At 45.2% G+C, this 14,088-nt stretch carries 7 protein-coding genes and 1 pseudogene; 1 reads left to right on the forward strand and 7 read right to left on the reverse strand.

Annotated elements, in window-relative coordinates:
• Positions 1-74 precede the first annotated feature (74 nt).
• Positions 75-1,505 carry an aminotransferase-like domain-containing protein gene (locus tag A3KS_RS0103325; protein WP_207637739.1) on the forward strand — a complete coding sequence of 477 codons (1,431 nt, stop codon included), beginning with the start codon at positions 75-77 and terminating at the stop codon, positions 1,503-1,505.
• A 64-nt stretch (positions 1,506-1,569) separates the two neighbouring features.
• Here A3KS_RS0103325 and A3KS_RS0103330 read toward each other — a convergent pair whose 3' ends face one another.
• The 7 genes and pseudogenes from A3KS_RS0103330 to A3KS_RS0103365 form a co-directional block, all read right to left on the reverse strand.
• Positions 1,570-5,658, reverse strand: coding sequence for a PEP/pyruvate-binding domain-containing protein (locus A3KS_RS0103330; protein ID WP_026393705.1), 4,089 nt, complete (start codon positions 5,656-5,658; stop codon positions 1,570-1,572).
• A gap of 594 nt (positions 5,659-6,252) precedes the next feature.
• Positions 6,253-6,969 (reverse strand): annotated as a pseudogene (locus A3KS_RS0103335) (amino acid ABC transporter ATP-binding protein); the annotation flags it as partial.
• Entirely contained in the window at positions 6,966-9,272 is a 2,307-nt protein-coding gene (locus A3KS_RS22270) for an ABC transporter permease subunit (RefSeq protein WP_051355627.1), read from the reverse strand. The pseudogene A3KS_RS0103335 and the gene A3KS_RS22270, both read right to left, overlap by 4 nt.
• Positions 9,273-9,395: 123 nt before the next feature.
• Positions 9,396-9,806, reverse strand: a complete 411-nt coding sequence (locus A3KS_RS0103345; RefSeq protein WP_026393707.1) for an ATP-binding protein — start codon at positions 9,804-9,806, stop codon at positions 9,396-9,398.
• Between the two features lie 169 nt (positions 9,807-9,975).
• On the reverse strand, positions 9,976-10,527 hold the full coding sequence (locus A3KS_RS0103355; protein ID WP_026393708.1) for a GNAT family N-acetyltransferase: 552 nt from the start codon (positions 10,525-10,527) through the stop codon (positions 9,976-9,978).
• A gap of 4 nt (positions 10,528-10,531) precedes the next feature.
• Positions 10,532-12,154 carry a SpoIIE family protein phosphatase gene (locus A3KS_RS19885; RefSeq protein ID WP_051355628.1) on the reverse strand — a complete coding sequence of 541 codons (1,623 nt, stop codon included), beginning with the start codon at positions 12,152-12,154 and terminating at the stop codon, positions 10,532-10,534.
• Positions 12,155-12,168: 14 nt separating this feature from the next.
• Complete coding sequence (locus tag A3KS_RS0103365) at positions 12,169-13,896, reverse strand: MATE family efflux transporter (protein ID WP_026393709.1); 1,728 nt, start codon at positions 13,894-13,896, stop codon at positions 12,169-12,171.
• Between the last annotated feature and the right edge of the window lie 192 nt (positions 13,897-14,088).

Raw genomic sequence — 14,088 nt, forward strand, 5'->3', positions numbered from 1 at the left:
CAATTTCCTTTCCTCATTAAAATTACTGGCTAAATTATAGCATTGCGCCCATATCCATACAATGATACAATTGTATGGATACAATAATTTATGAGGTGCTTAGTATGCCCATCAACTCTTATGATAATTATCATTTGTCATGGAAGCCGGAAAAATCCCATTTGAAACAGCCCTATTATCTTTCTCTGGCTTCTGCTTTGGCTGCGGATATCTCTGCGGGAAAATTAAAACCAGGAACAAGGCTTCCTCCACAACGAGAACTGGCTGATTATTTGGATATCAATTTTACGACAGTTACACGCAGTTACAATTTGTGCAAACAAAAAGGTCTTATTTATGGCGTCACTGGACGCGGTACTTTTGTTGCGCCACATGCGTCTGAATACATTTCCATCCATGAATTTCCTTTACAGTCCGGCATTATTGAGATGGGTTATATCAGCAGCTTTGAACAATGCAATGCAATTGTTGCAAAAGCTGTCCAGAAAGTCGCACAAAAACAGTATCTGACCGATTTATTAGATTATAACTATATGCTGGGGCACCCGCATCACCTTGCTGCAGGTCTTAGTTCGCTGGAACAATATGGGATTCATGCTGATATCGATCACATCGCAATTGTGTCTGGTGTTATGAATGGCCTGTCGATCATTCTGGCAACCCTTTTTTCACCCGGCGACGCAATTGCAGTTGATTATTATACCTACCCCAATTTTATCGAACTCGCCAGAATCATGCACATTCGTCTGATCCCAGTCTTCTCTGACTGGGAAGGTATGCTGGCAACAGAACTGGATCTAGCATGCAGGCTAAACTCAGTCCGCGGGATTTATCTTATGCCCCCCTGCAACAACCCTACAACAATCAGCATTTCTGCAAAACGCAGAAGTCAGTTGGTAAATGTTGTTCGTAAACACCATCTGATCATCATTGAAGATGATGTTTTTGCTGGATTACCATCCGCCGAACCACCAACATTCTACACCTTACTGCCAGAGCAGACCTGTTATCTTAGCGATATTCCAAAAGCTTTATGTACAGGATTACGAGTCTCATTTTTAGTTTTCGGAGAACAATTCCGAGAAAAATTGCAAAATGGAATATATAACATGAACATGAAAACCAGCAGCCTTGATGCCGAGATCATTACCGAATTGATTCATAGCGGAGATGCAGTTGAACTGATTCAGAGAAAATACGAACTGGCGTTGCAGGCAAATAAGATTTTTGATACCTGTTTCCCACTGGTTGGCCACAAGTCCCCAGCCAATAGCAGCTTTTTCCGCTGGCTTCCCTTTCCATGCGATAAGCCGGGAAAGGAGGTAGAGCATGAGCTTATGAAATTAGGTGTTGAAATTGTTCATTCTTATCGTTTTACTGTTATCCCAAATGAAGACGAACACTACTTAAGAGTTACGTTATCTAAAGCCGGCAATAGTAAAAAACTCCTAAAAGGATTGGAAATTATTCGCCAGTATATTCAAAAAAATAGAATCGTTCGCTAAATACTCGCTATGACAAACGGTTATTCATAGTATTATTGTATTCATTCAGAAACAATGATCTTTTTTAAATCTCACCAATCTCATAATTCCCCTTGTAAATATTCCCCAACCCGCCGTCGATGGCGATGGGATCGCCGGATTTAAAACGATGCCCGTTGATAGTACATTCTTTGGTTGAATCATTCACTACCAGACCCTTACATTTAACGACACAAACCTTGCCCACGCTGGCGGCTGCTACTGCCGCATGGGAGGTGACCCCACCCTTGGCCGTAATCAGACCATCGCAGACAAAGATCAGGGGAATATCATCCGGAACCGTATCCGGCCGGACCAGAATAATTTTGGCCTCGGGACAGTTTCGTTTTAAACCCTCCATATCCGCCATATCAAAGGCCAGCAGTCCTGACAGCACCGCGCTACTCATGCCGATGCCGTGACCGACCAGTTCCATTTCGTGGGGTGCTGGCAGAAAGCTGGAAAAGGAGGTCTGTTTTTTCAGGTTCTGATTCCGGGTCTGGAGAATATACAAATCTTCCGGATTATCAGATTCAAAGGTGAATTCAATTTCCTGGTGGACAAAGCCATATTCTTCAATCAGTCTTCCGGCATAATGGATCAGGGCCTGGTAGATCTTAGGAAATCCCGACTCCAGCGACAAACTACTGTCCCGATAATCCCGTTTCCTTTGCAACTCGCTGATAGGCAGGGTATTGACCAGTCCGGAAACCACATCTTCGCCCTGACTGCAGAGGGCAAAATCGCCATAGAGATTAATCCCGGCGCAGCCGTTAAAGGGGCTGCTGGTAAAAATCACCCCGGTGCCGGAGCGGGCTGAACGGTTCCCCAGCACCATTTTTTGGACCACCACGGCGGTGCCCCAGTCCTCGGCAATCTGCAGATGATCGCGATAGTAAACCGCACTTTCGGAGAACCAGGAGTCCAAAACCGAGCGAATGGCCTGCTTCAGTTGTTGAAAGGGATCCATTTCGATTTCGATGCCGTAGTCATTTAAGACCATTTTGTAGCTGCAGGCGATGGTCTTCATCTGATCGGGAGTAAAGTTAATTTTCAGGTCCACATCCCATTGTTGTTTATATTCCAGCATCACCCGGTCAAAAACATCCCGGTCAATGCCAAAAGCCATCCCCCAACTCTGCAGAAAGCGCCGGTAACAATCCCAGGCGGTCCAGCCATAACCCTGCCGCTTACTATAAGCTTCGGCGATTTCGTCATTCATCCCGACGTTTAAAAAAGTCTTCATCGCGCCGGGCAGCGAAATCGATGAGCCCGAGCGGATCGAAAAGAATAGCGGCTTTTCTGCTTTTCCGTAATACTGGCCGGTAATTGCTTCAATAAAAGCAATATGCTTTTCAATCAGCAGATCCAGATCCCGCAGCATATCCGGGTGACCTTCGATGGTTTCCTTATGTCTGAACACTTCGGTGGTAATCACAAATCCTGGCGGCACATGAAATCCATAGGTGATCAGTTTCTTCAGAAAATAAGCCTTGGCCCCCAAAAAAACCGGGTTATCAATTTCCGGGGTGCTTTCGGTCAGCAGGCTGAAGGTAATATCCGGGTCATAGGTCATCATGCTTTCGATAAAGGTGCTGGAATAATTTTTCATCATGCTGCGCAATCCACTAATGGTATCGGTGATAAAGTTATCCAGATCCTGAACCAGAAAGGCCGTGGACAGGTTGTCCCGCAGGAATTTCTCTGATTCGATATGATAGAATTTGCGGCTGTCCCCAGCCATTTCGACCTGCTTTGTCGCGAGCACCTGGGGAATAATGACCTTCATCGGGACCTCAAAAAGATCAAAAAAGTATTCGCTGATAATCTGTTTGATATCGTTGGCCATAAACTGAAAAATATTGATGTACTGGTGGATCGAAAAGCTGGGCGAAGCCAGCCCAAATTTAAGCATATCCAGATGGGAGTTCAGCCCCTGATTATAAATGCCATCCAGCTCCAGGCCATCCTTAAAAAGCAGCAGAATATGATAAATCTGCCTGAAGGTTTTGGCGGTAATATACTCCGCATTAAAGGGCTGGGTGACCTGGGTCATCAGCTTGGCCACGGTTCGTTCCAACCGGTACATCAGACCCAGGGCATCAAACTTAGGCTCCACATACTCGCCGTACATCGAGGGAATATCCGCCGCAATGTGCCGTTTGTAATAAATATTTTCGGTGGCTTCACTGGGATGAGGATCTTGAATAATCGCTTTGAGATGGTTCATGTGTTGATAAATCTGGCGGATCGATGCTTCTTTATCGTCACTTTTTAGAATGTGTTTCAGTTGGCTCAAGTCCCCGGTCAGGTTGGGGCTGTAACCTCTGAGCATGGCCAGAACATCATCAAATTCAAAGGAATACTTTTCCAACAGCAGGAAATAAACCCTGAATAGATGAAGTACTCGTTTGATATCCAGGCTTGGATCGGGTTCCAACTCCTGGAGGGCCCCCCGGATCACATCAAGATCCAGACGGAGCAGCCCGGCAGGAGACGTTTGTAATTCTTCACAAAGTCGGATCATTGTTTGATGGGGCCGAATAAACCATTTACTGTCCTGATCAAGATCAGCGTAGATTTCCTGGGGGATCATCTCTTTCAGTGGCTCCTTATTACCGTCATACCAGTAGGTGATGATTTTCCGGGCCAGCTCAATATGGGTATTGTTGCTTTCGATATGAATCTGTTTGCGCATAAAGTGGATCAGCCGGTCCTTGCGCCGGGAGGCCTCGTCAATGGCAGTTGTCACATCCCGGAGCTCACCCTCGGCCCCGATTTCCCGAAAATAGACTGGAAAGATCCGCGCCAGCTGTTTGATTTCCCGGTAAACCGGCGTGATCTCACCGTTAAGCAGCCGGGTAATATCCCGCTGAAAGAGATCGGTATCGGAAATAAAGATCCCACCCAACTTGAGGTTGACAATCAGAGCGGCCAAGAGCTCCCGCATGACGCGGGGATTTTCTTCAATTAACTCCAGCCACACCCGAATATTTTTGACGTGATTGGAATCGATCAGAATCTGCCAGTCGGTATTAAGACTCAATTTCCCCGGGTAGTTAAAGCCCAGACTAATCAGGGCTTTGGTGAAATAATCAATATTGGCGACATCTCCAGTGGCAATAATTTCTTTACCCATAGTGAGTATGCAATCCAGTACCGTGTCCCCGTGTTCCCGATTAAGTTCCTGAAACTCAGCCATAATGGTGTTAATAAATTCGGTGATATCCTGGGAATCCAGTTCATCAAAGATATTGCGCAGATTGCGGTTGATGTCATAAATTAAATGGTCGTTCAGGGTGGCCATTCCGGGCAAATGCAATAGATAATACAAGTAGTAAATGGTTTCCAGATGGGTGGGGAATTTTTCTGAGAAGCTGCGGAAATAATTGGCGATGTCATTGAAAAAAGGTTGCTGCTGAAGCGCATCCCAATCGGTGGCCTGCTGACGCTGAACTCTGAGATCCTCAAAAAAATCATGGCCGATGGCCTGGATGTCAGCTGCCTTCAGATGGGGAAAAAGTTTCTGTCGGGAAGCAAACCACGCATCGGCCAACGAGGTCTGATCCCAATAATCAATGCACTGATCCAGTAATTTTGCGGTAATTTCGACCAGCATTGCGGTAAATTCTGGTTCTGCCACCACCTTATTTAAATATATTTTAAAAACGCCGGAATTTTTGACATAAAGAAGTTCGTGCTCCGCCATGTCCTCTTTGAGAACATCGATGCACAAAAAAATAATTGCTTTGGGAAAATCGTCTAGATTGGCGAGGCGGTCCATAAAGCGGATCAATACCTGGCTGAGCAGCGTCCGCTGGCTGTCTTTGAGTTTAGACCGCAACACTGACCGGATCATCTCCACCAGAACGGTGAAGGCTTTTTCGGAGTCTTCCAGATCATGGTACAGCCAGATATCGCCAAGACAAATCGTCTGCAGCGATTCAATAACATAGCGGTTGTTGCGATACTTATGATTGAGCTCAATTAAAAATTCCTGGGTGCGTTTATGAATCCCCCAGTACTCTTTTGATAATTCACCGAACCATAGCTGTATTTCCGGGATCTCCGTGACGCTTTCCCGGGTCTGATTAAGATTGGCCTCTAAGGCCTTGGAAGAAAACACGTTAGCCATTTTATTATCCCCCTGATTACAGTCGATTTGGGTAAATGTCGGCTTTACTTTTTAAGTCGGCTTTACTTTTTAATCAGTATATCATAATCGCTGGATCAAATGAATACGATTTCTTCTCGTTAAGCCATTTGATCTATTATTGTTCAAACAGCAAACGCCTCTGGATCAACAAGTTGACCCGGAGGCGTTTGGTAAAAGCGTTACAGTACAGTGAATTTATCAATGGTTCGCTTAAATAATTATCTTCACCGTATTTCGGCCCGCTTCATTGGTAACGGTTAAGGATTTGGCATAATTATGAATAATCGCCAGGGACAGTTCATTTTCCGCTGCTTTTTCCAGTTCATAGGTGTCGCCGTCAAAGCTGACCTGGATGGTGACCTCACCACTTAAATCCGAATACTCCACCAGAAGTGCGACGGTGGCCTTGGGAAACTCCCGCAGCAGGATTGCCAGGATCAACTCCTCACAAACCAGTTGGACATTCATAATCTGGCGATCGGTAAACATCTGCTTTTTGAGGAAGGTTTCGATTTTGGCATTGAGTTCATAGAGATCAAAACCGCTGCCCGCTGCAATATATTCAAAGGATGAAATTTTTCGGATGAACGCCCGCGTCTTGGCCTTCTGGGGATGATCAAAAATCTCTGCCGGCGATCCGTCTTCGTAGATCCCCTTTTCATCCATATAAAACACCCGACTGGAGACATCCCGGGCAAACTTCATCTCATGGGTCACAATCATCATTGTCATCCCGGTTGATGCCAGCTTGCGGATAACCCCCAGTACCTCACTGACCATGGTGGGATCCAGGGCCGAAGTGGGTTCGTCAAACAAAACAATCTCCGGCTTCATCGCCAGGGTTCGGGCGATCGCCGCCCGCTGTTTCTGGCCGCCGGATAATTCATCGGGAAAGGCCAGGGCTTTTGATCGGAGCCCGACCATTTCCAGATAGGCCAACCCTTCATCATAGGCCTGTTGCCGGGGCACCTTCAATAAATTAACAGGTCCCAGCATCAGGTTTTCAATGATCATCAGATGGGAAAAGAGATTGAAAGACTGAAACACCATTCCCATTTTCTGGCGCAGGGCGGAGACATCGGCATTTTTAGCCAAGATATTCTGGCCATCAATGACGATCTCACCACTTGTCGGGGTTTCCAGCAAATTGATGCAGCGTAGAAAGGTTGACTTCCCACAGCCCGATGGCCCGATGATCGAGATGACTTCGCCTTCTTTTATCTCGGTGCTGATATTTTCCAGCACCTGTAACGGGCCAAAACTTTTGGATAGACCGTTGATCGTTATCATTTCGTCACCTCCAGCGGATTCACTTCCGGATCGACAATCCCTTTGACCACCCGTTTCCGGCGTTTAGGATCGATCTGAACTTCGATTTTTCCCAACACGATAATAAACAGGTAGGTGATCACAAAGTAGATAAAAGCGGTCACAAACAGCGGGAAAAAAGCATCAAAGGTCCGGCTCCGGATAATGTCTGTCATTTTCGTCAAATCCTGAATGGCAATATAACCGACCACCGAAGTCATCTTTACCATACTGATAAATTCACCCTTGAAAATCGGCAGAATGTGACGCAGTGCCTGGGGCAAGGTTACCTTGAAAAAGCTGGATACCCTGGTAAATCCCAGCGCATAGGCCGCCTCCAGCTGTCCTTTGTCAGTGGCATCGATGGCGGTTCTAAAGATCTCCGCCGAATAGGCGGCAAAGTTAATCGAGAAACCCACCACGGCAATGAGGATCGGGTGAATATCCACTGATGCAAACAAAATGTAATAGAGGATCATCAGGGTTAAGACAATTGGCACCCCCTGAATCAGTCGAATATAAACAATCGCCAGTCCGGATACGATCTTTAACCGGGACTTGCGCATGGCACAGATTACGGCGCCCAGGAAGCTGCCAAAGAATAGCGACAGCATCGAAATAACAATAGTTGTCCAAAGCCCTTCTAACACCAGCTTGTAGCGGTCTTCGACAATAAATGTTTTGTTAAAGCTGTCCTGAAGCGAGGCAAAAAAACTGCCCGTACCAGTCTGGCTTTGATTGGTCACAACCGTTCCCTCAACATTCTCGCTATTTCCGGAATACATGCTTTTTCGCACCAGGACACTGTTATGCAGCACCACGTAGGCATCACTGTAGAGAACTTCCTGGCCGCGTTCGTCGGTTTTGAAAAAGTCCGAAATGATCACATCGCCCTTGCCGCTTTGGAGCGCCGGGATCATTGCCGCATAATCCATGGTGATGATTTCAAAATCCAGATTAGCATAGCTGGCGAAACGCTTCATAAATTCAATATCATAACCGGTTAGTTGGCCATTTTCATAATAGTTCATCGGTTCGGTTAATCCGTTGGTAATAATGGTGATCTTTTTCTCCGGGTTTAGCGGTTTGGGAATATCTGGCATTACCCCACCAGTATTACTTATCCACCGCTCAACCATCGCTGCAGCGGTGCCATCCGCCTGAAATTGACCGATAAAGGTATTAAGCTGGTCATTTAGCTTTGCATCCTCCAAACTCACCACGGCGGCAATCTCGATGTTTCCCAGTTCTTCCTCCAGCTTAACCAGATCCGGATTGCTTAATAGAATCCGATCAACCCCGGAGCTGTCATAGATCACCGCTGTGACCTTACCGCTTTTTAATGCTGCCACGCCATCCATAAACTGAGTGAAATAGGAAATATCAGCGTTGGGCATGAATTCTTTGGCGACCTCTTCCGGTGGGGTTCCTTCCGGTACGCCAATGATGTAGCCAGCCTTGTTCAGATCACTGCTACTGCTTATCGTCTGCTGACTTGTCTGGCCCCCTTCAGTTGCCTCGATCCGATCTTCCATAACAACAAAAACCTGAGGATTGGGAAAATAGCCAGCTGTAAAATCGACTTTTTGAGACCGTTCCGGGGTATTATACATGGCTGCAATCACATCGCTCGTTCCCGATTGGAGACTATCAATCATTGCTTTGAAGTCCATGTCCTGAAATTCAACTTGCATCCCCAATTCATAAGCAATACGGCTCATCAATTCGACATTCATGCCGGTCAGCTCCCCATCCTTGACAAAACATCGGGGCTCGGTCAGGGATGTTACGGCAACCCTCAACACCGGGCCGCTGGCATTTTTGGGTACGTCAACGATTTCATATGCCCCGCCTTCTTCCGGAAACCAGTGCGCTTTAATTTCATCTACGGTACCATCACTTAAATATCTGTTCAACACCCCATTAATCTTTTGATTAAGCTCAGTATTCTCTTTTTTAAGAGCCATCGCGGTTACTTCATCGGTCAATGGCTCTGACCAAATCGTCGTTCCTTCGTTATTTTTAATAAAATTTTGGGCCGTTGCATAATCCATGATGGCATAGTCAATTTTTCCCGCCATCATCGCGGCCGACTCATCGACATAATTGTTGAAACGGCTGATTTCTGCCTCAGGGTATTTTTCGGGGGCCAGTGATTCACTCAATGTTCCAATCATCGTTCCGATTTTTGCCGTTTCCACCGGCGGAAGGGGTGCTACCGTCTGACTGCATCCGGCTAGCAATAATGTCATCAATACGCACAAGCCTACAAAAATGCGTTTCATCAATCGCCTCCATTATATTTATTGTTAATTTTTGAAGAAATCCAAATGCTTTCTAACCAGTGTTAATCAAACAACTCCAGCCCTCGTTTTTTTATTCGATACGATAAAACGACCTATCTTAATTTAGGATACCAATTTTTTAATGGTCAATATGTTCTCGTTCTCTTCAAAACGATAATCTACCTCATCCATGCTTTTTTTGACCATCAACACACCCAACCCGCCGATTTGACGCTCTTCAGCCGTCAAGGTGATGTCCGGATCCGGGTTATCCAGAGGATTAAAGGGATTCCCCTGGTCAATAAACTGAATTTCGACCAGCGGGGGTTCACCATAGGAATCAAATTGAATGATCACGTTGCCGTCATCCGGGGCATAGGCATAGTGGGCAATGTTTACATAAATTTCTTCCACAGCAAGATCAATTTGAAATATCATTTTCATACTGGCCCCCGCTGTCTCCAATTCGCTATCGATAAATTCGAGTACCTTTGGCAGGTTATCTGTCGATGCATTAACAGTCAATCTTTTCATCTTATCTGATCTCCTTTACTGTTGGTTAACAAATCCACTGAAACTCCCATCACATCAATCGTTTTGATCGAGTGAAATCCTAGTCTCTGGCAAAAAATCTGATTGTCTTTAACATTACTGTTCACAAGATAAATGGGGCCGTCACTGAACTCTTCAATAACATATTTCATCAGTGCTCCAGGAATACTTCATTTCCCAGTTCAAAAAGGGTCACATTATCTTTTGACCAGATCGCTCTGGCACCAAGAAATTTCATACTTTGACATCCTTCGGCTGTAATTGCAAAACAAAATACCCGCTCAATCAGATAGCCTTGGTTATGTTTATGCCTTAAATAATTCCAGAGTATTTCATGTAATCGCTTTGAGATGCCCTGATGTCGGAAGGATTCATCAACTGCCAAATCCAGGATCAGGATATTGTTTGGCCGTCCTTTTTCCAGTGGCAAAACTTCACGTACATCAAGGTTATCGTCAATGTACTCCTGTTCGAAAACAGCCCGCTGATAAACTGAAGCAGCGACACCAAAAAAACTGATAAAGCCCATCAGCGTATTCTCGGCATAAGCGGCAATAAGTCCTTCCTTAAACTTCAAAAACCGTTTTAACGCCATACCCTGGTTGGTCAAAATTTCATTTCCAAAAATCTTGCGGTCAAGGTCTAACGTCGCCTCAAAATCCTCGACCGTCAATTCCTGCCCAGCTCTGATGATTATATCCATCCTGCTACTCCTCAAGCTTAAATCCGAGCATGGTGATATCATCAAACTGCGGTTCCGTGTCCGCAAACTCATCCACATCCGCTAAGATATCGGCGCACAGTGATTTTATATCATGCTCATCTTTTGAAGCAACCAATGTTTTCAGGCGTTCCAGTCCATAAAATTCATTTTTGGTATTATTCGCCTCGGGAATCCCATCGGTATACAAATAGATGATATCCCCTTTTTCAATTTGCGATTCATTCATCTTGTATTTGGCGGTCTCCATGCCAGCGCAGACAAAACCTTTTTTGCCGGTTAGCATTTCAACGGTGCCATCTTTTTTCCAGATAATCGCTGGATCATGTCCGGCATCGCACCACTGAAACACGCCTGTCTTGACATTAATAATGGCAATCAGCAAGGTGACAAACATGCCCTGTTCATTGTTGTTACACAAATTAATGTTGGCTTCGGTCATAACCTCATCGACTGGCAAACGTCTGAGCACCAGATCTTTAACCGTCGCTTTGGTCATCGCCATAAATAACGCCGCCGGAACCCCTTTTCCGGATACATCACCGATGGTAATACAGAAGTGATCATCATCGACAAAAAAGAAATCGTAGAAATCGCCGCCCACATCTTTGGCGGCTCGCATCGATGCGTAAAGGGTAAATTCATGCCTGTCCGGATATTCAAAGTTCCGGGGCAACATGCCTTCCTGAATCAGGGTAGCAATCCGCAGCTCAGTTTCAATCCGCTCGCGCTCGGAGGTAACGCTGGTCAGCTCTTTAATGTAGCGGCTGATGTCGCTGGTCATTTTGTTGAAGGCTTCGGCCAGAATTTCGATTTCATCACCGGTTTTCACATCGATGTTCAAGGCGACAATCTCGCCTAGATTTTCGTCCAGGTTGATATTGACAAAATCGCTTGCGTTATCCACAATAACCTGTAGGGGATTGATGATTGATTTGTTTAAGAACAGCAGGTAAATCGTGATAAACAAAACAAATATCAGCAACGCAATGGACGATACTAAAATGATATAGGCATTGAGGGTCGAATTAATATCCTTCATCGACATATCTGCCCCGACCACCAGGATCGGATTTCCCTGGGCATCCCGCATCACTTCAAAGGCACTGATCAGATAACCAAACTCACTATCATTTGAGATAATGGTCTTCGGCGCATCGGGATTGGTAAAGAGATTATTTGCCGCATCAATATCGGCTTGCGGATAATAGTCGGTGCCCAAAAAATCACCCAGCACAAAATGACCTTCCATCCCTGGTTTGGTTCCCTGACCAAAAACTTTGAACCCATCCGCGGTAGGAACATAGGCGTACAGATATTCAAGATGGTTCTGTTCCTGAATGATTTGAAATTGTTCAATCAATCGATCATAATCCGCATCCGTTTGCTGAGTTTCATAGTACTGATTCACCTTATCTGCCGGCACTAAAGCCGCCGCCGTGTGAACAAGTGATGAAATGTTCTCATCATACCGTTTAAACATTTCATCACGGTAACTGAAGTAGGAGATCAGAACAATAATCACACAAAGAAAAATGGCCAGAATCATACTAGCTGAGGCAAATTTTGTTTTAAGACTTATTCGACGAATAATTTTTGGTTCTTTCATTGGTACCACCTTTTTTACAGAATAATAAGCAGATTATTGAATACCAGCGTTCGATTATAAGCAAAGGATTTTGCTTTCTTGCGAACAATCGATACGCCCAGATAATCCAGGGCTTCATCGGGTTTTTCCGATTCTTCAAAGGGGTTATAGCTGGTGCTGTCGTCCCTGAGCCGAATGTAGATATCTTCTTCAAATAGAGCAATTTTTATATGGATAAAATGGGATTTCCCATCATTAAAGCCGAAATTAATAATATTGGCCGCCAATTCTTCAATGGTCAAATTAATAAAATAAGCATTCTTACTGTCAATATCCAGCCGTTCGCAAAAAGCTTCGATCTCTTCGACACATTTCTCCAGCTCTTTAATGTCAGAAGAAAGGGTCGTTTCATATATTTTATCCTTTGCTATAATGGGTTCCTTGAACAATAGTACGTTTCGGTACCCGCCCTGTTTCTTAAGCACCAGCGCTGCGACGAGCAGGATCACCATCGTTACTGTTTCCGCTGACACAATCGCAAAAGCCGTTCCCATGACGCCAAAAACCGGAATAAACCAGGCCGAAAAGGCAATCAACAGTAAGAAGCCCCGCATAAAGTAAATAATCCCCGCCAGGGTTGGTCGCTTAATCGTCTGATAAAAATGCGCCATCACACAGTTAAAGCAGGTTTGTACCACCGCGAAAGCAAAGATTCGGATGGTCTGAGCCACCAGAGTTAGATTATCGGCTACCCCAAACATGGCCGCGATCGGTTCGGCGAAGATAAGTAACACCAATGCACATAAGGCACTGAGTAAAGCGGCCGTCTTCAACGACAAGCCCATGGTGTTATAAACCCCTTCAGTATCCTTTTCTCCGGCGAAAGTTGCCACCAGCGGCGCTAAGGCCAATGAAATCCCATCAAATATGGCATAGGCAAACAACGAGACATTAAAAAGGATATTATAGACGGCCAGTCCTCCAACCCCCACTGTCACACTTAGCAGATTATTAATAATGACAAGGGTGATCCCCTGATAAATAAAGGCCGATGCAATCCCGAAGCCGCCGTGAAAAAGTTGATAGCCAGCTTTGAGACTAAGGGAAGTCTGACACAATTTGAGGTGATTATGCTTTTTAAAAAAGTGAAGGGAGTAAACGGCAATCGCACCCAATTGTCCAATAACCATGGCCAGAGCCCCGCCGAACACCCCCATGTTTAGTCCAAAGATGAAGATCAGGTCCAACCCCAGATTTACGACCACTGAAACGCTGATACCCAAAGTCGATAGAAACGGATCGGCGTCACTGCGAATCATCAGCGACATCACTGGAGCTAGAATGAATATTGGGGCGGTTATTACAATCGGCCACATATAATCCCCGGCGGCAGCAATACCTGCCCCCCCGGTGAGACCTATAATTTCTGGTAAAAAAAACATTCCCAATACTGCAATAATCAATCCCACTGCCGCCGCAAAAAACATCGCCTGGGTAAAATTGATCCTGACCCCATCTTTATCCTCGGCACCGATGGACTCCGATACTTTCAGGGATCCGCCGACCCCGAAGGCGTAACCGAACAGGTTGTAAACCATATATACCGGCATTGAAACTGCCAGTACCGACAAACCAACCTCACCAAAGGCATTTCCCAGAATGATGGCATCCACAAAGGTTCCCAGAACCACCCCGGCTGAGGAAAGGATGCTGTTGATGACAAATACCCGAAAAGCCTTGTTAACAAAATGTTGATTATTCATTATGCCCTCTCTCATTGCCTCTTTCTTAACGATAATAAACTGAATCCAAAGGTGCGGTAAAACGATCTATACTAAATTTTTTGGTTATCAAACAATTCTTCCGCTGATCATTAGATAATGATTAGTCGCAAACAAAATTGCTTAAGCAGAATAAAGTTATACGAAGCTATTATAGCATATAAAGGACTTTGA

This window comes from Acetobacterium malicum subsp. dehalogenans DSM 11527, assembly GCF_000472665.1.
GTDB classification, from domain to species: Bacteria; Bacillota; Clostridia; order Eubacteriales; family Eubacteriaceae; genus Acetobacterium; species Acetobacterium malicum.

Coding starts and splice junctions, on each gene's coding strand:
- A3KS_RS0103325 (WP_207637739.1), top strand. CDS start 75: ATGGATACAATAATTTATGAGGTGCTTAGTATGCCCATCAACTCTTAT.
- A3KS_RS0103330 (WP_026393705.1), bottom strand. CDS start 5,658: ATGGCTAACGTGTTTTCTTCCAAGGCCTTAGAGGCCAATCTTAATCAG.
- A3KS_RS22270 (WP_051355627.1), bottom strand. CDS start 9,272: ATGAAACGCATTTTTGTAGGCTTGTGCGTATTGATGACATTATTGCTA.
- A3KS_RS0103345 (WP_026393707.1), bottom strand. CDS start 9,806: ATGAAAAGATTGACTGTTAATGCATCGACAGATAACCTGCCAAAGGTA.
- A3KS_RS0103355 (WP_026393708.1), bottom strand. CDS start 10,527: ATGGATATAATCATCAGAGCTGGGCAGGAATTGACGGTCGAGGATTTT.
- A3KS_RS19885 (WP_051355628.1), bottom strand. CDS start 12,154: ATGAAAGAACCAAAAATTATTCGTCGAATAAGTCTTAAAACAAAATTT.
- A3KS_RS0103365 (WP_026393709.1), bottom strand. CDS start 13,896: ATGAATAATCAACATTTTGTTAACAAGGCTTTTCGGGTATTTGTCATC.